30 protein-coding genes are annotated in these 19,157 nt (G+C 38.5%); 1 reads left to right on the top strand and 29 read right to left on the bottom strand.

Annotated elements, in window-relative coordinates:
• Positions 1–2 precede the first annotated feature (2 nt).
• The 27 genes from map to QF042_RS05500 all read right to left on the bottom strand — a co-directional run bounded on the left by map (position 3) and on the right by QF042_RS05500 (position 16,305).
• A complete protein-coding gene (gene map / locus QF042_RS05630; protein WP_307526155.1) occupies positions 3–788 on the bottom strand; it encodes a type I methionyl aminopeptidase in 786 nt (261 codons plus the stop codon).
• An 8-nt stretch (positions 789–796) separates the two neighbouring features.
• Positions 797–2,137, bottom strand: coding sequence for a preprotein translocase subunit SecY (gene secY, locus QF042_RS05625; protein WP_187072094.1), 1,341 nt, complete (start codon positions 2,135–2,137; stop codon positions 797–799).
• 7 nt (positions 2,138–2,144) lie between these two features.
• Positions 2,145–2,591: a 50S ribosomal protein L15 gene (rplO, locus tag QF042_RS05620; protein ID WP_307526152.1), complete on the bottom strand. Its 447-nt coding sequence runs from the start codon at positions 2,589–2,591 to the stop codon at positions 2,145–2,147.
• 104 nt (positions 2,592–2,695) lie between these two features.
• A complete protein-coding gene (gene rpmD, locus QF042_RS05615) occupies positions 2,696–2,875 on the bottom strand; it encodes a 50S ribosomal protein L30 (RefSeq protein ID WP_010599892.1) in 180 nt (59 codons plus the stop codon).
• A 4-nt stretch (positions 2,876–2,879) separates the two neighbouring features.
• Positions 2,880–3,398 (bottom strand): 30S ribosomal protein S5, encoded by a 519-nt coding sequence (rpsE, locus tag QF042_RS05610; RefSeq protein ID WP_010599893.1) that lies wholly within the window; start codon positions 3,396–3,398, stop codon positions 2,880–2,882.
• 17 nt (positions 3,399–3,415) lie between these two features.
• Complete coding sequence (rplR, locus tag QF042_RS05605) at positions 3,416–3,769, bottom strand: 50S ribosomal protein L18 (protein ID WP_029278655.1); 354 nt, start codon at positions 3,767–3,769, stop codon at positions 3,416–3,418.
• Positions 3,770–3,774: 5 nt separating this feature from the next.
• Positions 3,775–4,332, bottom strand: a complete 558-nt coding sequence (rplF, locus tag QF042_RS05600; RefSeq protein WP_307526151.1) for a 50S ribosomal protein L6 — start codon at positions 4,330–4,332, stop codon at positions 3,775–3,777.
• A gap of 18 nt (positions 4,333–4,350) precedes the next feature.
• The gene (gene rpsH, locus QF042_RS05595) at positions 4,351–4,749 is read right to left on the bottom strand and encodes a 30S ribosomal protein S8 (protein ID WP_056869756.1); all 399 of its coding nucleotides are present in this window, start codon (positions 4,747–4,749) and stop codon (positions 4,351–4,353) included.
• Between the two features lie 175 nt (positions 4,750–4,924).
• A complete protein-coding gene (rpsN, locus tag QF042_RS05590) occupies positions 4,925–5,194 on the bottom strand; it encodes a 30S ribosomal protein S14 (protein ID WP_025145214.1) in 270 nt (89 codons plus the stop codon).
• Positions 5,194–5,760 (bottom strand): 50S ribosomal protein L5, encoded by a 567-nt coding sequence (rplE, locus tag QF042_RS05585; RefSeq protein WP_088301915.1) that lies wholly within the window; start codon positions 5,758–5,760, stop codon positions 5,194–5,196. The genes rpsN and rplE overlap by 1 nt, the downstream gene beginning before the upstream one ends.
• Positions 5,757–6,098, bottom strand: a complete 342-nt coding sequence (rplX, locus tag QF042_RS05580) for a 50S ribosomal protein L24 (protein WP_116250180.1) — start codon at positions 6,096–6,098, stop codon at positions 5,757–5,759. The genes rplE and rplX overlap by 4 nt, the downstream gene beginning before the upstream one ends.
• Before the next feature lies 1 nt (position 6,099).
• Positions 6,100–6,468: a 50S ribosomal protein L14 gene (rplN, locus tag QF042_RS05575; protein WP_010599900.1), complete on the bottom strand. Its 369-nt coding sequence runs from the start codon at positions 6,466–6,468 to the stop codon at positions 6,100–6,102.
• Between the two features lies 1 nt (position 6,469).
• Entirely contained in the window at positions 6,470–6,724 is a 255-nt protein-coding gene (gene rpsQ, locus QF042_RS05570; protein ID WP_010599901.1) for a 30S ribosomal protein S17, read from the bottom strand.
• Positions 6,725–6,737: 13 nt separating this feature from the next.
• Positions 6,738–6,950 (bottom strand): 50S ribosomal protein L29, encoded by a 213-nt coding sequence (gene rpmC, locus QF042_RS05565; RefSeq protein ID WP_025145217.1) that lies wholly within the window; start codon positions 6,948–6,950, stop codon positions 6,738–6,740.
• Between the two features lie 73 nt (positions 6,951–7,023).
• On the bottom strand, positions 7,024–7,446 hold the full coding sequence (gene rplP, locus QF042_RS05560) for a 50S ribosomal protein L16 (RefSeq protein ID WP_010599903.1): 423 nt from the start codon (positions 7,444–7,446) through the stop codon (positions 7,024–7,026).
• Positions 7,447–7,486: 40 nt separating this feature from the next.
• Positions 7,487–8,338 (bottom strand): 30S ribosomal protein S3, encoded by an 852-nt coding sequence (gene rpsC, locus QF042_RS05555; protein ID WP_215124795.1) that lies wholly within the window; start codon positions 8,336–8,338, stop codon positions 7,487–7,489.
• 9 nt (positions 8,339–8,347) lie between these two features.
• Positions 8,348–8,710, bottom strand: coding sequence for a 50S ribosomal protein L22 (gene rplV, locus QF042_RS05550; RefSeq protein WP_029278650.1), 363 nt, complete (start codon positions 8,708–8,710; stop codon positions 8,348–8,350).
• A 7-nt stretch (positions 8,711–8,717) separates the two neighbouring features.
• Positions 8,718–8,984, bottom strand: coding sequence for a 30S ribosomal protein S19 (rpsS, locus tag QF042_RS05545; RefSeq protein WP_010599906.1), 267 nt, complete (start codon positions 8,982–8,984; stop codon positions 8,718–8,720).
• The gene (rplB, locus tag QF042_RS05540) at positions 8,984–9,808 is read right to left on the bottom strand and encodes a 50S ribosomal protein L2 (protein ID WP_057932151.1); all 825 of its coding nucleotides are present in this window, start codon (positions 9,806–9,808) and stop codon (positions 8,984–8,986) included. Before rplB ends, rpsS begins: the two co-directional genes overlap by 1 nt.
• A 20-nt stretch (positions 9,809–9,828) precedes the next feature.
• Complete coding sequence (gene rplW / locus QF042_RS05535) at positions 9,829–10,119, bottom strand: 50S ribosomal protein L23 (RefSeq protein WP_086547743.1); 291 nt, start codon at positions 10,117–10,119, stop codon at positions 9,829–9,831.
• Between the two features lies 1 nt (position 10,120).
• Positions 10,121–10,750, bottom strand: a complete 630-nt coding sequence (gene rplD, locus QF042_RS05530) for a 50S ribosomal protein L4 (RefSeq protein WP_307526140.1) — start codon at positions 10,748–10,750, stop codon at positions 10,121–10,123.
• 4 nt (positions 10,751–10,754) lie between these two features.
• Entirely contained in the window at positions 10,755–11,372 is a 618-nt protein-coding gene (rplC, locus tag QF042_RS05525) for a 50S ribosomal protein L3 (RefSeq protein ID WP_029278646.1), read from the bottom strand.
• Between the two features lie 279 nt (positions 11,373–11,651).
• Positions 11,652–12,947, bottom strand: coding sequence for a hypothetical protein (locus tag QF042_RS05520; RefSeq protein ID WP_307526136.1), 1,296 nt, complete (start codon positions 12,945–12,947; stop codon positions 11,652–11,654).
• Between the two features lie 87 nt (positions 12,948–13,034).
• Positions 13,035–13,430 carry a DUF1634 domain-containing protein gene (locus QF042_RS05515; RefSeq protein ID WP_307526134.1) on the bottom strand — a complete coding sequence of 132 codons (396 nt, stop codon included), beginning with the start codon at positions 13,428–13,430 and terminating at the stop codon, positions 13,035–13,037.
• Positions 13,430–14,263, bottom strand: coding sequence for a sulfite exporter TauE/SafE family protein (locus tag QF042_RS05510; RefSeq protein WP_307526132.1), 834 nt, complete (start codon positions 14,261–14,263; stop codon positions 13,430–13,432). The genes QF042_RS05515 and QF042_RS05510 overlap by 1 nt, the downstream gene beginning before the upstream one ends.
• 181 nt (positions 14,264–14,444) lie before the next feature.
• On the bottom strand, positions 14,445–15,038 hold the full coding sequence (locus QF042_RS05505; RefSeq protein ID WP_307526130.1) for a hypothetical protein: 594 nt from the start codon (positions 15,036–15,038) through the stop codon (positions 14,445–14,447).
• Positions 15,039–15,048: 10 nt separating this feature from the next.
• Positions 15,049–16,305 carry a prephenate dehydrogenase gene (locus QF042_RS05500; protein ID WP_307526128.1) on the bottom strand — a complete coding sequence of 419 codons (1,257 nt, stop codon included), beginning with the start codon at positions 16,303–16,305 and terminating at the stop codon, positions 15,049–15,051.
• 171 nt (positions 16,306–16,476) lie between these two features.
• Here QF042_RS05500 and QF042_RS05495 point away from each other — a divergent pair, with 171 nt between their 5' ends.
• The gene (locus QF042_RS05495) at positions 16,477–17,088 is read left to right on the top strand and encodes a hypothetical protein (protein WP_307526126.1); all 612 of its coding nucleotides are present in this window, start codon (positions 16,477–16,479) and stop codon (positions 17,086–17,088) included.
• Positions 17,089–17,758: 670 nt separating this feature from the next.
• Here QF042_RS05495 and QF042_RS05490 read toward each other — a convergent pair.
• Entirely contained in the window at positions 17,759–18,646 is an 888-nt protein-coding gene (locus tag QF042_RS05490; protein WP_307526123.1) for a PorP/SprF family type IX secretion system membrane protein, read from the bottom strand.
• Between the two features lie 4 nt (positions 18,647–18,650).
• Positions 18,651–19,154: a gliding motility-associated C-terminal domain-containing protein gene (locus tag QF042_RS05485; protein WP_307526121.1), complete on the bottom strand. Its 504-nt coding sequence runs from the start codon at positions 19,152–19,154 to the stop codon at positions 18,651–18,653.
• Positions 19,155–19,157 lie beyond the last annotated feature (3 nt).

Below are 19,157 nucleotides of genomic sequence, written 5' to 3'. Positions count from 1 at the left end.
ATTTATTTTTTTTGTTGTAAAACTTCTTCTATTATAGAAAACGTTGATAAAACATCTGCTTTGCCCTTTTTTACAGCTATTGTGTGTTCAAAATGTGCCGATGGTTTATTGTCTTTACTGGTTACCGTCCATCCATCGTTATGGAATTTAACACCGGCTACGCCTGCATTGATCATGGGTTCTATTGCAATGACCATTCCTTCTTCAAGTTTTGGTCCTGCACCACGTTTCCCATAATTCGGAACTTCTGGTTTCTCATGAAGTTTTACACCAACACCATGTCCTACAAGCTCTCTTACTACACCAAATCCATTAGCTTCTGCATACTGCTGAACAGCGAAACCGATATCACCGATCCGCATACCAGCAACGGCCTTTTCTATCCCCAATTCCAGGCAACGTTTAGTAACCTCAACCAATTTCTGCTTTTCAGCATCAATTTCTCCGATAGAGAAAGTGTAGGCCGAATCGCCAAAATAATTGTTTTTAATTACACCACAATCAACTGAAATTAAGTCGCCCTCCTGGATTACGTATTCGCTCGGAAAACCATGAACAACCTGCTCATTTGGCGAAATACATAAAGAGTTAGGGAAACCATTATAGTTTAAAAATGCCGGAATCGCTCCGTGGTCACTTATAAACTCATAGGCTAATTTATCCAATTGGATAGTAGTCATGCCTGCTTTTATCACCTTGGCCACTTCGGCTAAAGTTTTAGAAACAAGCATGGAACTTTCTCTTATTAACTCGATCTCCTCAAGAGATTTGTAATAAATTTTAGACATCCGTTACACTACAACGCAGCGTTGCTACTTGCAGCAGGAATACCTGTTCTGCCGGTAACTCTACCCGTTTTCATCAAACCATCATAATGGCGCATCAATAAATAACTTTCGATCTGTTGTAAAGTATCCAATACAACACCAACTAAAATTAATAAAGAAGTACCACCAAAGAAGTGCGCAAATTCTTGTTTAATGCCAAACTTAACCGCTAACGAAGGTAAAATAGCGATGATCGCTAAAAATACTGCACCTGGGAAAGTGATTTTAGAGATTACATCATCAATAAAAGTTGATGTTGCAAAACCTGGTTTAACACCTGGGATAAAACCACCATTTTTCTTCATATCATCACTCATTTGAGTTGGATTCACTGTAATGGCAGTATAGAAGAAAGTAAATGCGATAATTAAAAATGCGAACGTTAAGCTATAAGCCAACGAAGTTGTGTTGCTGAACTGGATTAACCAAGAACCTTGTAATGAAGGAACAAACTGCATTAAAGCACCTGGAATAAACATTAACGCCTGAGCAAAAATGATCGGCATAACACCAGCAGCATTTACCTTTAAAGGAATGTACTGACGAACACCACCAAACTGGCGGTTACCAACAATTTTCTTTGCGTATTGTACAGGTACTTTACGTACACCTTGAACAATTAAAATGGTAAACATTACCACAGCAAATAATGCAACAATCTCTAAAACCAATGCAACCGGGCCTCCACCTTCACTAGATGAGCCTACACGTGCACTAAACTCCTGAGAAATTGCAACTGGTAACCGGGCAATAATACCAACCATAATGATTAGTGATGTACCGTTACCAATACCTTTATCAGTAATTTTTTCACCTAACCACATTACAAATAATGTACCTGCTGTTAATACAAACGTAGATAACACTAAGAATAAAGTATTTGGCAATAAAATAGCTTCTGCCGGAACTTGCGTTTTAACGTAACCAACAGATTGAACGATTGTGATCGCTACCGTTAGGTAACGGGTAATCTGGTTCATTTTCTTTCTACCACTTTCGCCCTCTTTCTGCATTTTTTGGAAAGAAGGAACAGCAATACCTAATAGTTGCACCACAATGGACGCAGAGATATAAGGCATTACCCCCAATGCTAAAATAGACACACGAGAGAAAGAACCTCCGGCAAACATATCTAGTAAGCCTAAGATTCCTGATTTTTCGTTATTGCCTAAAGCAGTTGGATCTACACCTGGCAAAACCACGTGAGATACGAAACGGTATACCAAAAGAATTAAGAGCGTAAATAATATACGCTCTTTTAATTCCTGAATTTTCCAGATATTACTTAAAGTAGTAAATAGCTTCTTCATTTAATAATTACAATTTTACAATAGAACCACCTGCAGCTTCAATAGCTTTTTGTGCGGTTGCAGAGAACGCATGTGCTGTAATTTCTAGCTTTGCTTTAACTTCACCACGACCTAAAATTTTAACTAAGTCGTTTTTAGAAGCTAAACCATGTACTTGTAAAGCAGCGAAATCGATAGTTGTTAAGCTGTGTTTTTCAGCTAAAGCTTGTAAAACATCTAAGTTTACACCAACATATTCTGTACGGTTAATTGGTTTGAAACCAACTTTAGGCACACGACGTTGTAAAGGCATTTGACCACCTTCGAAACCGATTTTGGTTTTGTGACCTGAACGAGAACCCGCACCTTTGTGACCACGGGTTGAAGTACCGCCACGACCAGAACCTGTACCACGACCAATTCTTTTACTGTTTTTTGTAGAACCTACTGCAGGTTTTAAATTACTTAAATTCATTTTTTTGAATTTGTGTTGCCCTTCGCTTTCACTAAACAGGTACAACGATTAAACATATATAAAGGTAGTACCGGCTTTTACCCATACTACCTTTAAAACTTTTACTAGATTGCTTCGATTGCTACCAAATGGTTCACTTTGCGAACCATACCGATAATTTGTGGTGTAGCTTCAACCTCAACACTTTGGTTCATTTTAGATAAACCCAAAGCCTGAACGGTTCTTTTTTGGCGCTCGCTTCTGTCGATAACGCTTTTTACTTGTGTTATTTTGATCTTAGCCATGATATTATCCGTTAAATACTTTGTTTAAATCTATACCACGAGTTTGAGCTACTGTATAAGCATCACGCATTTTAGTTAATGCATCAACAGTTGCTTTTACCACGTTGTGTGGGTTAGATGATCCTTTAGATTTTGCTAATACGTTATGCACGCCAGCACTCTCTAATACAGCACGCATCGCACCACCAGCAATTACTCCGGTACCTACTGCAGCTGGTTTGATTAAGACAAAACCACCTGAGAATTTACCGATTTGCTCGTGAGGAACAGTACCGTTTAAAATCGGAACTTTTACCAAGTTCTTTTTAGCATCATCCACACCTTTAGCGATTGCTTCAGTTACCTCTTTCGCTTTACCTAAACCGAAACCAACAACACCGTTTTCATCACCTACAACAACAATTGCAGAGAAGCTGAAAGTACGGCCACCTTTGGTTACTTTGGCAACACGTTGTATACTAACCAAACGATCCTTTAATTCGATATCGGTGGTTTTTACTCTTTTTATATTAATAGTTGACATCTTACTTTTTCTTCAGATTAAAATACTAAACCAGCTTCGCGGGCACCCTCTGCCAACGATTTTACACGACCGTGGTATAAATAGCCGTTTCTATCGAAAACAACTTCTTTAACACCTGCAGCGATTGCTTTTTCGGCAACTAATTTGCCTACCGCAACCGACTGATCGCTTTTGTTTCCAGTACCAGTAAAATCTTTCGATAATGATGATGCTGATGCTATTGTTTTACCGGTTACATCGTTAATTACCTGCGCATAAATCCCTTTATTGCTTCTATATACAGATAACCTTGGACGTTCTTCTGAACCGGTAAGTCTTTTTCTGATCCCTTTTTTAATACGATCTCTTCTTGATAATTTTTTACCTGCCATGATTACTATTTTTTAGATGCTGATTTACCTGCTTTTCTTCTTAACACTTCACCTACAAACTTGATACCTTTACCTTTATATGGCTCTGGTGCACGTAACGAACGGATTTTCGCTGCTACCTGGCCGATCAATTGTTTGTCAATACTTTCTAAAACGATTTTAGGAGTCTGACCTTTTTCTGAAGATGTAGTTACTTTAATCTCTTCTGGTAATTGGAACACATAATGGTGAGAATAACCCAAAACTAGATCTAGTGTATTACCTTGGTTTGTAGCACGGTAACCAACACCTACTAATTCTTGAGTTAATTTATAACCTTCTGTAACACCAATAACCATATTGTTAAGCAATGAGCGATATAAACCGTGTAATGCTTTGTGTTTCTTTTGTTCTGAAGGACGTTGAACTGTTAAAATTCCGTCTTCCTGACTTACAGTGATATCTGTATCAACTGCTTGTGTTAATTCACCTTTAGGACCTTTTACGCTTACTACGTTATCTTTAGATACGGTAATTGTAACACCTGCAGGGATTGTAATTGGGGCTTTTCCTATTCTTGACATTGTGCTGTTCTCCTAATATTAATAAACGTGACACAATACCTCACCACCAATGTTTAATTTGGCTGCTTCTTTATCGGTCATTACACCTTTAGAAGTAGATAAGATTGCGATACCTAAACCGTTTAATACTCTTGGCATATTTTCAACACCAGCATAGTTTCTCAAACCTGGTTTACTAATTCGCATCAAAGTACGAATAGCAGGAACTTTAGTAATCGGATTGTATTTCAAAGCAATTTTAATGGTGCCTTGAACTGTAGTATCTTCAAACTTGTAGTTCGCGATGTAACCTTTATCGAAAAGAACTTTAGTAATTTCTTTTTTAAGGTTTGATGCAGGAATTTCTACAACACGGTGGTTGGCCTTAATGGCATTCCTTACTCTTGTTAAATAATCTGCTATTGGATCTGTATTCATTTTTTATTGTTTTTGATAGTGGTTTCCTTCTGCTACTCAGCTGTGGGACCTGCTATCGGTTAAAATTCTTTTTTAGTATAGACATGAGTATCAAGTAATAAGATACAAGTATCAAGTCCGATATGGTCCTGATACTTGCTACTCTATACTTGATACTCAGTACTAGTACTTTATATTACCAAGATGCTTTTTTAACACCTGGTATTTTACCGTCTAGTGCCATTTGGCGGAACGTTACCCTTGAAATACCAAAGGTACGCATATATCCACGAGGGCGACCAGTTAATTTACAACGGTTGTGTAAACGTACCGGAGATGAGTTTTTAGGTAATTTATCTAAACCCTCGAAATCTCCTGCAGCTTTTAATACTGCACGTTTTTCAGCGTATCTAGCTACCAATTTTTGGCGCTTAACTTCGCGTGCTTTTACACCTTCTTTTGCCATTATTCTGCTGTTTTTTGATTTTTAAATGGTAATCCGAATTGTTTCAATAACTCAAGCGCCTCAACGTCAGATTTTGCCGAAGTTACGAAAGTTATATCCATACCTAAAATTTTATTGATTTTATCGATATTAATCTCAGGGAAGATGATTTGCTCAGTAACACCTAATGTATAGTTACCTTTTCCATCAAATCCTTTATCATTGATACCTTTGAAATCACGGATACGAGGCAAAGCTACAGAGATCAAACGATCTAAGAACTCGTACATATTGTTATCGCGTAAAGTAACACGTACACCTACTGGCATACCTTTACGTAATTTAAAGTTAGAGATATCTTTCTTTGAATTAGCCGGAACCGCTTGTTGACCAGTGATGGTTGACAACTCAACGATTGTGGTATCCATAATCTTTTTATCAGTAACAGAAAAACGACCAACACCCTGATTGATACAGATTTTTTCCAATTTAGGAACCTGCATTACAGTTTTGTACTGAAATTTTTCTTTTAGTGCATTTACAACTTCTTCTTTGTATTTGCTTTTTAATCTAGGTGTAGCCATTATTTAATCTCCTCTCCTGAAATTTTAGCAACTCTAACTAATTTACCATCTGCGTTAAGTTTACGACCTACGCGGGTAGCTTTACCAGATTTTGGATCAACCAACATCAAGTTAGAAATGTGAAGAGCAGCTTCTTTTTTAATAATACCACCGTTAGGATTTGCAGCATTTGGTTTAGTATGTTTAGATACTAAGTTAACGCCTTCTACAATGGCTCTGTTTTTATCTATAAGTACTGAAAGTACTTTTCCTTGTTGACCTTTTGAATCGCCAGCAATGACTTTAACTAAATCTCCTGTGCGGATTTTAAGTTTTGATGGTGTATTTACTTTGTTTCCCATTTTATAATACCTCCGGTGCTAATGATACAATTTTCATGAATTGTTTTTCACGTAGTTCTCTCGCAACCGGGCCAAAGATACGTGTACCTCTTGGCTCATCCTGTGCGTTCAATAATACAGCTGCATTATCGTCAAAACGGATATAAGAACCATCTTTACGACGGATTTCTTTTTTAGTTCTTACAACAACTGCTTTAGAAACTGTACCTTTTTTGATGTTACCAGAAGGTAACGCGCTTTTTACGGTAACAACTACTTTATCACCAATTGAAGCATAACGTTTGCCGGTTCCACCTAGCACACGAATTACCAATACTTCTTTTGCGCCGCTGTTATCAGCAACGTTTAATCTCGATTCCTGTTGTACCATCTTATTTAGCTCTTTCTAAAATTTGTACCAATCTCCAGTTCTTGTTTTTACTCAAAGGACGAGTTTCCATAATCAATACTGTATCACCGATACCGCATTCGTTTTTCTCGTCGTGAGCCATAAATTTGGTAGTTTTCTTTACGAACTTACCATAAATCGGGTGTTTTACTTTACGCTCCACGCTCACTACAACAGATTTATCCATCTTGTTGCTTACCACTAACCCGGTTCTTGTTTTTCTTAATTGTCTTTCCATGTCGACTCTCAAATTATTTAGTTTCAGTAGCTGACTCAGTGTTTTTCACTTTAGTCAACTCAGTGTTTAAACGGGCTATGTCTTTCCTTACTTTTGCAATGCGTGAAGGATTTTCGATAGCTGAAATAGTGTGAGCGAACTTTAATTTTGATAAGTTCTCTTTTTCTTCCGCAATCTTAGCTACTAATTCTTCTTTTGAAAGCCCTGTGATTTCTGAATTTTTCATTTTTCTTTTTCTTTTACGTTGAGTGTAGCGGTTATAATAAACAAGTATTTACAACATTCACCTCAACTCTTTACTATGCTTCTACGTAATCTCTACGTACTACGAATTTGGTTTGGATCGGTAATTTCTGAGCTGCTAAACGCAATGCTTCTTTAGCAACTTCTAAAGGCACACCTTCAGCTTCGAAAATTACACGTCCTGGTCTTACAACTGCTACCCAATATTCAGGAGCACCTTTACCTTTACCCATACGTACCTCAGCAGGTTTCTTAGTTACTGGTTTGTCCGGGAATATCCTGATCCATACTTGACCTTCACGTTTCATGAAACGTGTTACGGCAATACGGGCAGCCTCTATCTGGCGACTTGTGATCCAAGTAGCTTCTAAAGATTTGATACCGAAAGATCCGAATGCTAATTCAGCTCCACGAGAAGCTAAACCCTTCATTCTGCCTTTTTGCATCTTCCTGAACTTCGTTCTTTTTGGCTGTAACATTTTATTTTGTTCTAATCGTTAAACGATGTTAATAAATCAATTATTTACGAGGACCTCTGTTAGCGCCTGCGCCACCACCTCTATTTGCTCCGGGACCACCTTGACCTGGACCACGACCACCACCTTGGTTTCCACCACGTCTGTCGTTACCACCGCCACGGTTATCTCTTCCACCACCACGGTTATCTCTTCCACCGAAAGCTGGTTTATCTGATGCGCCTTTTGGACCGTTGTTTGTTGCACCAATGTTTGGAGACAAATCACGTTTTCCATAAACCTCACCTTTACAGATCCAAACTTTAACACCTATTTTACCATAAGTAGTTAAGGCTTCAGCTAAAGCGTAGTCAATATCAGCACGGAATGTATGCAAAGGCACTCTTCCTTCTTTGTACTGCTCAGTACGTGCCATCTCAGCACCACCTAAACGACCAGAAGTCATGATTTTGATACCTTCAGCACCCATACGCATGGTTGATGCGATAGAGGATTTCATTGCTCTACGGAATGAGATCCTTGCTTCTAATTGTTTTGCAACACCTTCTGCAACTAATTGTGCATCAAGTTCCGGGCGTTTAATTTCGAAGATGTTAATTTGAATTTCCTTTTTAGTTAATTTCTTTAACTCTTCTTTAATTTTATCAACCTCAGCACCTGCTTTACCGATTACGATACCTGGACGAGCTGTGTGGATAGTTACCGTGATACGTTTTAACGTACGCTCGATTACTACTTTTGCAACACCGCCTTTAGCGATACGGGCAGAAAGATATTTTCTTATTTTCTCATCTTCAACTAATTTATCGGAGTAGTTGTTGCCACCGAACCAGTTAGAATCCCATCCTTTGATGATACCTAACCTGTTACCTATTGGATTTGCTTTTTGTCCCATTTCCTAAAATTAGTTTTGAGTTGTTTCTGTACTTTTACTATCTACAATCAGCGTTACGTGGTTAGAACGTTTACGAATTCTATATCCACGGCCTTGAGGAGCTGGACGTAAGCGTTTTAACTGACGGCCACCATCAACCATAACTGTTTTTACAAAAAGTTGGTTTTCTTCAGGGCGAGCACCTTCATTTTTAGATTCCCAGTTTTTGATAGCAGATAATAATAATTTCTCAACTCTTATTGCTGCTTCTTTATTGGTAAACTTTAAAATGCTTAATGCTTTTTCTACACGTTCACCTCTGATAAGATCTACAACCAAACGCATCTTACGCGGTGAGGTTGGACAATTGTTTAATTTTGCTATTGCTTCCATTGTCTAATTATTTTTTCTTTTCAGCGTGTCCTCTGAATGTTCTGGTTGGAGCAAATTCTCCCAACTTGTGACCAACCATGTTTTCTGTAACGTACACAGGGATAAATTTATTTCCGTTGTGTACAGCAAATGTATGATTCACGAAATCTGGTGAAATCATTGATCTGCGAGACCAAGTTTTGATTACAGACTTTTTGCCTGAATCATTCATAGAGTTTACTTTTTTCTCTACGTTATGGTCAATATAAGGTCCTTTTTTTATCGAACGAGCCATTATTTCTTCCTTCTCTCTATGATGTAACGATTAGAATATTTTTTAAGTTCTCTGGTTTTGAAGCCTTTAGCTAAAACACCATTTCTTGAACGTGGGTGACCACCTGATGATCTACCTTCACCACCACCCATTGGGTGATCGACAGGGTTCATCGCTACCGGTCTAGTTCTCGGACGACGGCCCAACCAACGTTTACGACCTGCTTTACCTAATACTTCGTTTGCGTGATCTGAGTTAGATACAGCACCGATAGTAGCCAGACAAGTAGTCAGGATTAAACGGGTTTCGCCTGAAGGCATTTTTAAAGTAGCATATTTACCATCGCGGGCAGCTAATTGTGCGTAAGCACCTGCACTACGAGCTAATTGTGCTCCTTTTCCAGGATGGATTTCTACGTTGTGTACGATAGAACCTAATGGAATGTTCGATAATTTTAAAGTGTTACCTACTTCTGGTGCTGCTTTGTCGCCCGATAATAATACCGAACCAACTTGCAATCCTTCAGGAGCGATGATATAACGCTTCTCGCCATCTGCATAATGTAATAATGCGATGCGGGCAGTACGGTTTGGATCGTATTCAACAGTAGCTACTGTTGCAGGAATATCGAATTTATCGCGTTTGAAGTCGATTAAACGATATGATTTTTTGTGACCACCGCCCATGTAGCGCATAGTCATTTTTCCTGTATTGTTACGTCCACCAGACTTTTTTGATGATACAACCAATGATTTTTCGGGCTTGGTTGCTGTAATCTCCGTAAAACTAGCACCAACTCTGAAGCGGGTACCTGGAGTAACTGGTTTAAATTTTCTTAAGCCCATAGTTATAATGAATTATTAAATTAAAGGGTTGCGTAATAATCTATTGTTTCGCCGTCTTTTAACGTTACGATTGCTTTTTTGTATTTCGGGCTACGGCCTGATACAAAACCTGCTTTAGTGTAACGAGATTTAGCTTTTCCATCAACAACCATAGTGTTAACTGCAACGATGGTTACACCGTACAATTTCTCAATGGCTTGTTTAATCTGGATTTTGTTAGCCTTGTGGTTAACGCTAAACGTGAAACGATTAGATTTCTCAGTTAAAGCTGAAGCTTTTTCGGTTAATATTGGTTTTTTTAAAATGTCCATATTATTTGGCAAATGCCTCCTCCAAAGTTTTAACAGAATCAGCAGTTAACACAAGTACACCAGCGTTTAATACATCATATGTATTCAAATCTGCTGCAGCAATCACTTTAGTTTTCTGAACGTTTCTGCTTGATAAATAGATATTATTATTTTGTGCAGGTAAAACCAATAAAGTTTTTTGAGTACCTACGTTTAACGCAGCCAATAAACTTGTATAGTTTTTAGTTTTAACTGTATCGAAGTTGAAATCTTCTAAAATTACCACATTGTTATCTTTTGCTTTATAAGCTAAAGCAGATTTACGTGCTAATGATTTTAATTTCTTGTTCAATTTAAAACTGTAATCACGTGGCTGAGGACCGAAAACACGACCACCACCGTTAAATAACGGAGATTTAATGCTACCAGCACGGGCACCACCTGTACCTTTTTGTTTGTATAGTTTGCGAGTTGAACCAGCAATCTCATTACGTTGTTTAGATTTGTGAGTACCTTGACGTTGGTTAGCCAAATACTGTTTTACATCTAAATAAATCGCGTGGTCGTTAGGCTCGATACCAAATACCGATTCAGGAAGTTGCACCTTGGCACCTGTTTCTTTACCTGAAATGTTTAATACTTTAACTTCCATCTGATTACTTGTCTAAGATTACGTAAGAACCTTTAGCTCCTGGAATGGAACCACTAACTACTAATAAGTTTTGCTCAGCATAAACTTTCAAAACCTGTAAGTTCTGAACTTTTACCCTGTCTCCACCTGTTCTTCCAGCCATGCGCATTCCTTTGAATACACGTGAAGGGAATGACGATGCTCCCAATGAACCTGGGGCACGTAAACGGTTATGCTGACCGTGAGTCTGCATACCAACACCGGCAAATCCGTGGCGTTTTACAACACCTTGAAAACCTTTACCTTTTGAGGTACCTACAACATCAACAAAATCGCCTTCTGCGAAAGAATCAACCGTTACTACATCACCTAAATTAAGTGAAGTTGTAAACGAATCAAATTCTACCAGCTTGCGTTTCGGAGTTGTGTTTGCTTTCGCGAAATGGCCTTTCAATGGTTGAGTTGTGTTTTTCTCTTTTTTCTCATCGTAACCCAGTTGGATTGATGAATAACCATCTACTTCTTCGGTTTTTACCTGTGTAACTACACAAGGTCCAGCCTCGATTACCGTACAAGGAATGTTTCTTCCTTCGGCATCAAAGATACTGGTCATTCCTACTTTTTTTCCAATAATTCCTGACATTTTATCTTTTCTTTTTAACACCCATCGAAGCAGTAGGGCTTCGTTCAAGGTGGTTGTACATCCCCCGAAAGGGACGGCAAAGATAGGCAAGAAATATTAATTTTCAAATAGTTAGCCAAATATTTTTTCAAATAAATTGCTGATATAATGGGATTTAACCTAAAAAGTGAGGTTAATGAGCTATTAGGGTGCTTAAAGCAATGGCTATAAATTTGATTAAAAGCACTTTAGACTATATTCCAGGTTCAAAAATACCCTAATTTAATCATTATTTGCAGTTTAGTAAACCTCTCCCAACTTGGCTTTTACCAGTGCTAAAAGATCAAGTATTGCATTTTCACTACATGCATATTTATAAATCTCGGCGATCAGCGCATCGCTACAGATGATGGCATCAATTAAATTACCTTTAGCGATAAAATATTGGCACAGTGCAGCATAAAAAAGCATAAATTCACCTTCCGAAAACGCCGTTCTCTGTGGGAATGCCTCATCAAGTTTGTAGTTGTTATTCAGTAACTTTAAGCCTTTCTTCAGTTCACGATCAATCATTGCTGCATGGGCCACATAAAGCCGTAAGTATAAGAAATCAGGAAAAAGTTGCATCCCCTTTTTGGCTATGGCATCAGCTTTTGCATTAAGTCCTACAAGTTTATATTGCAAAAATAATTCTGCATAAAACAAAGGATTATCAGGATTTTTCATTATAAGGGAATGAATCTGACTAATACTTTCGAGGCTTTTTGTTTCAAAAATCGATTCATACTCTTCAGCACACTCAATAATGTTATCATCCAGATCGCCATCAAGGCTATAAATCCCTGGTTCTACCTTATGATCCCAAATTTCGGCAACATAATCTTCATCTAAGGTAACGGTTTCACTGTCATCAAATTTATCACGGTAAGCCCCTGTAAAAACATAATATATCTGTTTGAAACCTGGATCTTTTTTACCTTCGCGAATTTCATTTAATTCATTACCCGGGAACAATTCATTTTCATCGTCAAACTCATCTTCATCATCATCACTAAAAAATAGATAATTACCAGGTCCAACGTTTTTATCTAATGTGGCCAATATTTGATTTACTTTCGCGGGACTGTCGTTAGGCCCAACATAATAGGCAGGTACACCATCATCTCCAAATTCGATATCGATTAATGGAATGCGATCATCATCCTCTTCCAATATAAATTGGGTTATCGCCCAATCTTTATGCGGCTTAAAGCCACAATCATTAGCAAAAGCCTCCGCTCCGTAGATGATGTTATGTAACTTATTATATTCTATTTCATCACCTTGTATGTAATCTACACAATCTTCCAGCTCTGCTTCTGATACATTGAACTTAAAAGTAGTATCCTTTACCCCTAAACATTTCAGGTCTATAAGATAAATACCTAAGGTAAAATTCCCATTAGTATGTTTGCGGCTAACCAACGTGTTTGCAAGGCCTGTTTCCTCCCAGTCGAAAGAGATGTAACACTTCCCAAGTTGTAATTCCCTAGCACGGGTTTTGATAAAATTTTCGGGTTTTTGAAACAGTTGAACTACCTTAGCTGATTTTGCCATTGGATTATACTTTTAATAATTCTCTTGGCAGCAATTTTAATTGTTTAAACTGATATAAAAAAAAATATTTTTAAATTTTGACAGAGATTAATGCGCTATACCACCATTTAAACTGATGGTTATGATCGTCAAAATGATAAATCCGATGAGCACATAGAGGTAATCGCGTTCGATTAAAAAGCTAAAAATAGCGAATACAATGCGGGCAATCGGCGTAAAAATAAGCATCAGGATCCCAAACTGCACAATGGCATCACCTTGAAAAGTACTTAGTCCCTTAAATATAGCCACTATGGAAGAAAACTTGCTCAGCTCGGGCTTAAAAACTTTATAGTCAGTAATGGCCCCATTATTATGAATCAGGAAAATAGCACCACCTATTAGTACAATACTCATCGAAATAATTACACCCGCACGCAGCAGCGTACCCAGAATTACCTGGATATCTTTATCGTTTAGGTTTTCTTTTCCAGTTGTATCCATTATAATCCGCTTATTCCTTTATATATCATCTGCAGTGCCAAAAAGGTAACTACAATGGCAAATACAATTTTAAGTTTATCGGTTTTGGCCCTCAGCAAAATTTTCGAGCCAACTGTTGCCCCCGTTAAAACGCCGATACACACTGGCATGGCAATCCCGGGATCGATCTGGCCACGGTGTAAATAAACCACTGCACTGGCCGCTGCCGTAACGCCCATCATAAAATTACTGGTGGTAGTTGATACCTTAAACGGCAAACGCATAATGTTATCCATGGCGATTACTTTTAATGCGCCGCTGCCGATGCCCAGCAGTCCAGATAAAGTTCCTGCGAAAAGCATCATCAGGAAACCACCAGGTACATGCTTTACTGCATATGGGTGATCTACACCTTTATCCGGAAAAGATCCGTTGAGTTTAAAAAACTTAGCCCATTTATCGGTATTATCCAAAGTAGTATGATCTACCTTTTTCTTTAAAGTCATGATGGCCGAAAAGATCAGGATGCAGCCAAATAGGATAGCGATGTAGTTCGCATTAAGATAAACCGCTACAATGGCACCGCATACCGCCCCTATTGTGGTGGCGATTTCAAGGAACATACCTATCCGGATATTGGTAATCCCTTCTTTTACATAAGCTGCTGCCGAACCTGAAGAGGTAGCGATAACAGAAACAATAGATGCACCAATGGCATAATGAATATCAACCCCCAAGGCCAAAGTAAGTAAGGGAATAATAATTACGCCCCCACCTAAACCTGTTAGTGAACCCAATAATCCGGCTAAAAAAGCACCTAGTAAAACGATAATGGTAAACAGCAATACCGACATGCGGGCAAATATAATGCACTGTTTTTGGGTAAACGAAAGATTATAGGAATAAAATAAAGTCTATATGTTATATGGATAAATAGAATTTTGAATGAGTGAATGATTGAGTAGGTGAGTTTTAAAGGAGAGAATAATAGGCGTATACCCATTCAATAATTGATTCATTCAAAATTCAATCATTCTATATTTTATAGTGCAGCTTACTTTCTTTATTCAAATCAACATCTCGAAAACTTTCCAACAGCTCAAAAGCAACTTGCCTAACCGTTTCGGGTATAGGATTAATGGTCGATTTGTTGCCTTCAGCATCTTTAACTGTCCAGCCAGAAGTGTTAAGCAACAATGGATTTGAACTAGCCACTGATTTAATTATTTTAGCCCTCGTAAAGGCAATTCCATCCGAATCAATGATCACTTTTTTGTTGTTCCACCAGTTTTCTTGTGATACGCTTTTTAATTCTGAAGGGTCTAATTTGGCAGCATAACTCCAGCCCTTCCCTGCCTTGTGTTTCAGTTTTAATAAACCAATAAAATTGGTAAGGCTTTTTGGATTATACATTTCCGAACTACAGTACATATTGAGCTGACTCAGTTTAAGCTGACTCAACAATGCTTTCGAATGATCAGTGTTGTGAAAAATCGGCACTATTTTCTCCGCAATGGATTGTATAACGGCCTCATTTTCCTGATCATATTCACCACAAAGTATTTCGATATCTTTTAATTGTTGCTGCAATAGCGAAACCAGTTCAGGTTTATTCAGAATGGTCTTCATCCTTTAATAGTTACTTACCCAATCGTTTAATCATCTCTGCACTTAAATCCCTTCCATCATTTAAACGGTTGGCAAAAAATGATTTGGCGGCTTCAAAATGTTCTTTGTAACCTTTTAAATCACCATAGCCAATAATCGATGCCCATTCGTGCACAGCGGTATGAAATTCCAGATCATCGCCACGGATGGATTTATCATACAAAGCAGTATGGATCGATTCCTCTAGCATTGCTTCATTTTTGAAAAGATATTCGGCTATACCCAACCTCAATTTGAACGGTGGTGTTTGGCAGATCAGGTTATCGTAAGGGTTTACGCCCATTTTGTACCAGGCATATACCATACTCAACAAACTTAAATGCGAATTTGGTTTCTGTTTATGGCTGGCATCAGATAGGCTGAATTCTTTCATGATGTTATCATCCAATAACAAAAGGGCACGACTTTCGTGAAAAACGAAATCGCGGGCTGCATAGATCTTTTCCCTAAATGCCACTTCATTTTCACAGATCATCAGCTTAAACAGTTCAGATTCTGCCTGGGCATAATATTTTACCTGTTTCTGCGCATAAGGATTTAAAATAGCCAAACCAGCATAAATGTGCGATTTGTAACTAAAAATCCTCAGTGTAGTCAAAATTTTCACATTATCGATGCCACCCGCATAAGCCGGATTATCCCAGGGAAAGAAACCTGCATTTTTCCAAGCGGAGCCCATGCTTTCGAAACCCATGTGTGTTACCGCCTGCGTATCGGCCACAATACGATCGTGTTCCCTGTAATCGTCCATTTCAATAATGTTCGATTTTAAAGATTTATAAATTTCTAAAGCTTTGGCATACACCACATCGGTAGCACGGTGACGCACCACCACAAGCGTTTGTCCCTCCGGACTAAATGCCGGGCCATGTAAAGAATGGCAGGTTACAATCTGGGTATCCTCTGGAAGGTGTTTTTCGAAAGCAGCAATTTCCGGATGTTTAACCGAGGTTTGCCCGGCAACTATGGCACCGTATTTTGTAGAGCGGGCAAAAGTAGCCACCACCTCATCAATTTTTTCGGCTTCAACGCAATAGATAATAAAGTCTGATTTACGGGCAACCTCATGTCCACCAATTAAAACTTCGATTCCTTTAGGTTCCAGCTCATTTTTTAAATCTGTAAAACGTAAGGGCATATCTGCTCCACATACTTTGTAACCAGCGTTTACAAACGATAGTGCATACAATTTGCCCATATCGCCCAAACCAATAATTCCTATTTGCATGAAACAAATGTAATCTATCGCAAATAAATTTATAATAAAACTTAGATAAAATTGTTATTTAGAATGTTAAACCAAAACAATTTTATCGATTTGCCAAAACCTTAAACAAATTATATTAACCGGGAAATAGATAAAAATGTAGTTTTACATTCTAACACCTATATTTAAACTATGCAGAAAATTAAACACACCCTATTGTTTTTAGGCGCTATGCTATTTTTAAACGTTGCGTTTGGGCAAGCTTTACCTGACACTACGAAAAATACCGATCCATCTTTAAATGGCCAGTATCAGTTCATGTTAAAAAAATCTAAAAGCTTCAACGGCGCAAGGCTGATCAATCCATCACGCTTATCGTCCCTATGGAAAAGTGTTAGTGATACGCTAAGAAAAGAACGTAAGCAACTGCAGGAAGCCCGTCAGGAAATTAAAGCACAGGCCGATAACATTTCGACCTTAAAAGGCGAAGTAAATGGAAAAGAAAGTTCGTTGGCCAATGCCAATGCAGCTGTTAACGAAATTAAATTTTTAGGCATATCTTTTAATAAAGGCACTTATAATACCATTGTTTGGGCCATTATTATTGTACTTGGAGTAGGTTTGGCCTTTGTAATTTTCCAATCTGGCAAATTAAGGCACGAAGCAAAGTACAGAACGGAGCTTTATCAGGAAGTAGCCGATGAGTTTCAGGCGCACAAGGTAAAAGCTAAGGATAAAGAAATGAGGCTTGCACGTGAGCTGCAGGATGAAAGAAATAAATGGGATGACGGCAGGGGAAGATAACCTTTACCGGACATTTTAAAATAAATTAAACCTGGTTGTTTTTTGGTAAAGCAGGGCTTGTGGTGCTTCGGTTCCGCTGGCCCCGCCATTCGCTCCTTCCGATGAAGGATCGGAACCGCTGCTGTCGGGTTTATTGAATCTGGGCCTGTGGTTATGGAAACCAACCGATGCCTAAAACACGAAACGTTCCTACGGAACAAAAAAAACACTTTTTTCTACCGAGGCGCCGTCCCGATGGGACGAATAATTAATTATACGAGACAAAAAGGATAGGCGGTAGCTAAACACACGTGTTTTCTTCTTAGCTTGATGACATTGCCCAATTGGACGGAAGACAAGGAGGCAACTTTATCACCACAAATCGTCCCGTCGGGACGGCTGCTTGGTAGCCAATTATATAATTGGCGTTTTTCGTTCCGTAGGAACGTTTGGTGATAAACCTATTAATAAATCTACATTGTTGGCCACCTAAACCCGATCAAAGCGAGATGCCGATATTTCCATCGGCAGAAGCGGGAGCGGGACTGCTCTTCCCCAAGAGCTACTGCAACTGCTTTCCAAAGAAATAACTGAATTAAAAAAATGATTAAATTATACGAGAAATCTGCAAATACATTTAACAGTAGATTTCTCCATTCCGTTGCACTTCAGTCGAAATGACGATAACAGCTTAATTTTTGATGCTGTACTTCAAACCCACCTCAAATTCGCCATTGCTATAATTCTGCATTTTTGAAGTGTTGGTGGTATACTGAAACAAAATCGAAAACTGATTTTTGTAGTTTGCACCAAAACCCGCTGTAAAACTGTTGGTGCTATGATATATGCCATTCACCATGAGTTTATTCTCTAAAAACTGAAGGTTTACACCAGCATCAAAAATACCATCATAATTCTGTACCCCTCTGTACACCAATTTCGGTTCGATACTGTTAATTACCTTATCTGTGCTAAATTTGTAACCTGCGGCAATAAAATAGATCGATCGGTCTACCACGTTTCGCAATACATCTCTTTTAAAAAACCGTTTAAGATTAGGCAACGCACCCTGCAGCGTCAATTTATCGGTGCGATAAGCCACTCCAAAATCGCCATCCAAATATAGCCTGCGATCATTAAAGCTATTGAGCACATCATCGTCTAAATCGCCTTTGGCTTTACCAAGGTCGACCCATTCGTTCATAATGCCGGCCGATAAACCAAAATCCAGGAAGTTAGCCCCACCGTTTAAAGGTAAATGATAAGCATAGGTTACGGTTGCCCTTGTACGGTTAATGGCTCCTGCGCCTTCATTATAAAAAAGTATACCCAAGCCTACTTTAGTATCAGCTAAACCATAATCACCCGTTAAATATTGAATCTTTGGCGCACCATCTACCCCAGTCCACTGCGTTTTAAATGCCGCATTTAAATTTAATCCAGGTGCTAAACCAGCCATTGCCGGGTTGGCCAGAAACTGGTTCTGGTAATAGATGCTCCCCATGGGGTTAAGTTGAGCAAGTGCCGGTGTAACAAACAAAAACAACAGCGCCGCTATATAACATTTTATTTCTCTCACGCTGCTATTTTTTATATAAGATTGATATAAACCCTTTAATAGATCCATCTGCACCTAAATCGAGCATATAATAATAGGTATCCTCCGTTAGTGGCTTCCCGTTAAAGTTGCCATCCCAGTTGTTCTGGTAACTTTGGGTAGCATAAATTAACCTTCCTCCCCTATCAAAAATGGATAATTTGTTGTTCGGATACTTTTCTAAGCCCTTAACTACAAAAAAATCGTTTTTTCCATCTCCGTTTGGAGTAAGAATATTATTTACAATGGCTACTTCGGCTGTGGTCTGTATAATCAAAAAGGGTTGTAAAAAACCTTGAGTCAATATATTGTTGCCAGCCTGATAAGTTTGCACGAGAGTCATTTCTCCTATACTGAAATCGTATAATTGATTGTTAATCTGACCACTGCCACTGGCCGAATTAACCACATAGGGCAAACTTTGCGCATTTACCTTTCTCCCTAAAAACATCAACAGCAGGAGAACAAACAAATAGGATATTTTTCTCATCGT

The sequence above is a fragment of the Pedobacter sp. W3I1 genome (assembly GCF_030816015.1).
Taxonomy (GTDB): Bacteria; Bacteroidota; Bacteroidia; order Sphingobacteriales; family Sphingobacteriaceae; genus Pedobacter.
This window is presented reverse-complemented; position numbering and strand designations above follow the sequence as displayed.

What these genes read in the sequence shown, in the direction of transcription:
- rpmC (WP_025145217.1), bottom strand. Translation starts at nt 6,950, where the DNA reads ATGAAAAATTCAGAAATCACAGGGCTTTCAAAAGAAGAATTAGTAGCT.
- QF042_RS05485 (WP_307526121.1), bottom strand. Translation starts at nt 19,154, where the DNA reads ATGAGAAAAATATCCTATTTGTTTGTTCTCCTGCTGTTGATGTTTTTA.
- QF042_RS05510 (WP_307526132.1), bottom strand. Translation starts at nt 14,263, where the DNA reads ATGTCGGTATTGCTGTTTACCATTATCGTTTTACTAGGTGCTTTTTTA.
- rpsS (WP_010599906.1), bottom strand. Translation starts at nt 8,984, where the DNA reads ATGGCTCGTTCGATAAAAAAAGGACCTTATATTGACCATAACGTAGAG.
- rplO (WP_307526152.1), bottom strand. Translation starts at nt 2,591, where the DNA reads ATGAATTTAAGTAATTTAAAACCTGCAGTAGGTTCTACAAAAAACAGT.
- map (WP_307526155.1), bottom strand. Translation starts at nt 788, where the DNA reads ATGTCTAAAATTTATTACAAATCTCTTGAGGAGATCGAGTTAATAAGA.
- rplB (WP_057932151.1), bottom strand. Translation starts at nt 9,808, where the DNA reads ATGGGCTTAAGAAAATTTAAACCAGTTACTCCAGGTACCCGCTTCAGA.
- rpsC (WP_215124795.1), bottom strand. Translation starts at nt 8,338, where the DNA reads ATGGGACAAAAAGCAAATCCAATAGGTAACAGGTTAGGTATCATCAAA.
- QF042_RS05515 (WP_307526134.1), bottom strand. Translation starts at nt 13,430, where the DNA reads ATGGATACAACTGGAAAAGAAAACCTAAACGATAAAGATATCCAGGTA.
- rplR (WP_029278655.1), bottom strand. Translation starts at nt 3,769, where the DNA reads ATGGCAGGTAAAAAATTATCAAGAAGAGATCGTATTAAAAAAGGGATC.
- rplW (WP_086547743.1), bottom strand. Translation starts at nt 10,119, where the DNA reads ATGGACATTTTAAAAAAACCAATATTAACCGAAAAAGCTTCAGCTTTA.
- QF042_RS05505 (WP_307526130.1), bottom strand. Translation starts at nt 15,038, where the DNA reads ATGAAGACCATTCTGAATAAACCTGAACTGGTTTCGCTATTGCAGCAA.
- rpsH (WP_056869756.1), bottom strand. Translation starts at nt 4,749, where the DNA reads ATGAATACAGATCCAATAGCAGATTATTTAACAAGAGTAAGGAATGCC.
- rplX (WP_116250180.1), bottom strand. Translation starts at nt 6,098, where the DNA reads ATGGGAAACAAAGTAAATACACCATCAAAACTTAAAATCCGCACAGGA.
- QF042_RS05520 (WP_307526136.1), bottom strand. Translation starts at nt 12,947, where the DNA reads ATGGCAAAATCAGCTAAGGTAGTTCAACTGTTTCAAAAACCCGAAAAT.
- rplD (WP_307526140.1), bottom strand. Translation starts at nt 10,750, where the DNA reads ATGGAAGTTAAAGTATTAAACATTTCAGGTAAAGAAACAGGTGCCAAG.
- rplP (WP_010599903.1), bottom strand. Translation starts at nt 7,446, where the DNA reads ATGTTACAGCCAAAAAGAACGAAGTTCAGGAAGATGCAAAAAGGCAGA.
- rplF (WP_307526151.1), bottom strand. Translation starts at nt 4,332, where the DNA reads ATGTCAAGAATAGGAAAAGCCCCAATTACAATCCCTGCAGGTGTTACA.
- QF042_RS05495 (WP_307526126.1), top strand. Translation starts at nt 16,477, where the DNA reads ATGCAGAAAATTAAACACACCCTATTGTTTTTAGGCGCTATGCTATTT.
- rplC (WP_029278646.1), bottom strand. Translation starts at nt 11,372, where the DNA reads ATGTCAGGAATTATTGGAAAAAAAGTAGGAATGACCAGTATCTTTGAT.
- rpmD (WP_010599892.1), bottom strand. Translation starts at nt 2,875, where the DNA reads ATGGCTAAGATCAAAATAACACAAGTAAAAAGCGTTATCGACAGAAGC.
- rplV (WP_029278650.1), bottom strand. Translation starts at nt 8,710, where the DNA reads ATGGAAGCAATAGCAAAATTAAACAATTGTCCAACCTCACCGCGTAAG.
- secY (WP_187072094.1), bottom strand. Translation starts at nt 2,137, where the DNA reads ATGAAGAAGCTATTTACTACTTTAAGTAATATCTGGAAAATTCAGGAA.
- rpsQ (WP_010599901.1), bottom strand. Translation starts at nt 6,724, where the DNA reads ATGGAAAGACAATTAAGAAAAACAAGAACCGGGTTAGTGGTAAGCAAC.
- QF042_RS05500 (WP_307526128.1), bottom strand. Translation starts at nt 16,305, where the DNA reads ATGCAAATAGGAATTATTGGTTTGGGCGATATGGGCAAATTGTATGCA.
- rpsE (WP_010599893.1), bottom strand. Translation starts at nt 3,398, where the DNA reads ATGTCAACTATTAATATAAAAAGAGTAAAAACCACCGATATCGAATTA.
- rpsN (WP_025145214.1), bottom strand. Translation starts at nt 5,194, where the DNA reads ATGGCAAAAGAAGGTGTAAAAGCACGCGAAGTTAAGCGCCAAAAATTG.
- rplN (WP_010599900.1), bottom strand. Translation starts at nt 6,468, where the DNA reads ATGGTACAACAGGAATCGAGATTAAACGTTGCTGATAACAGCGGCGCA.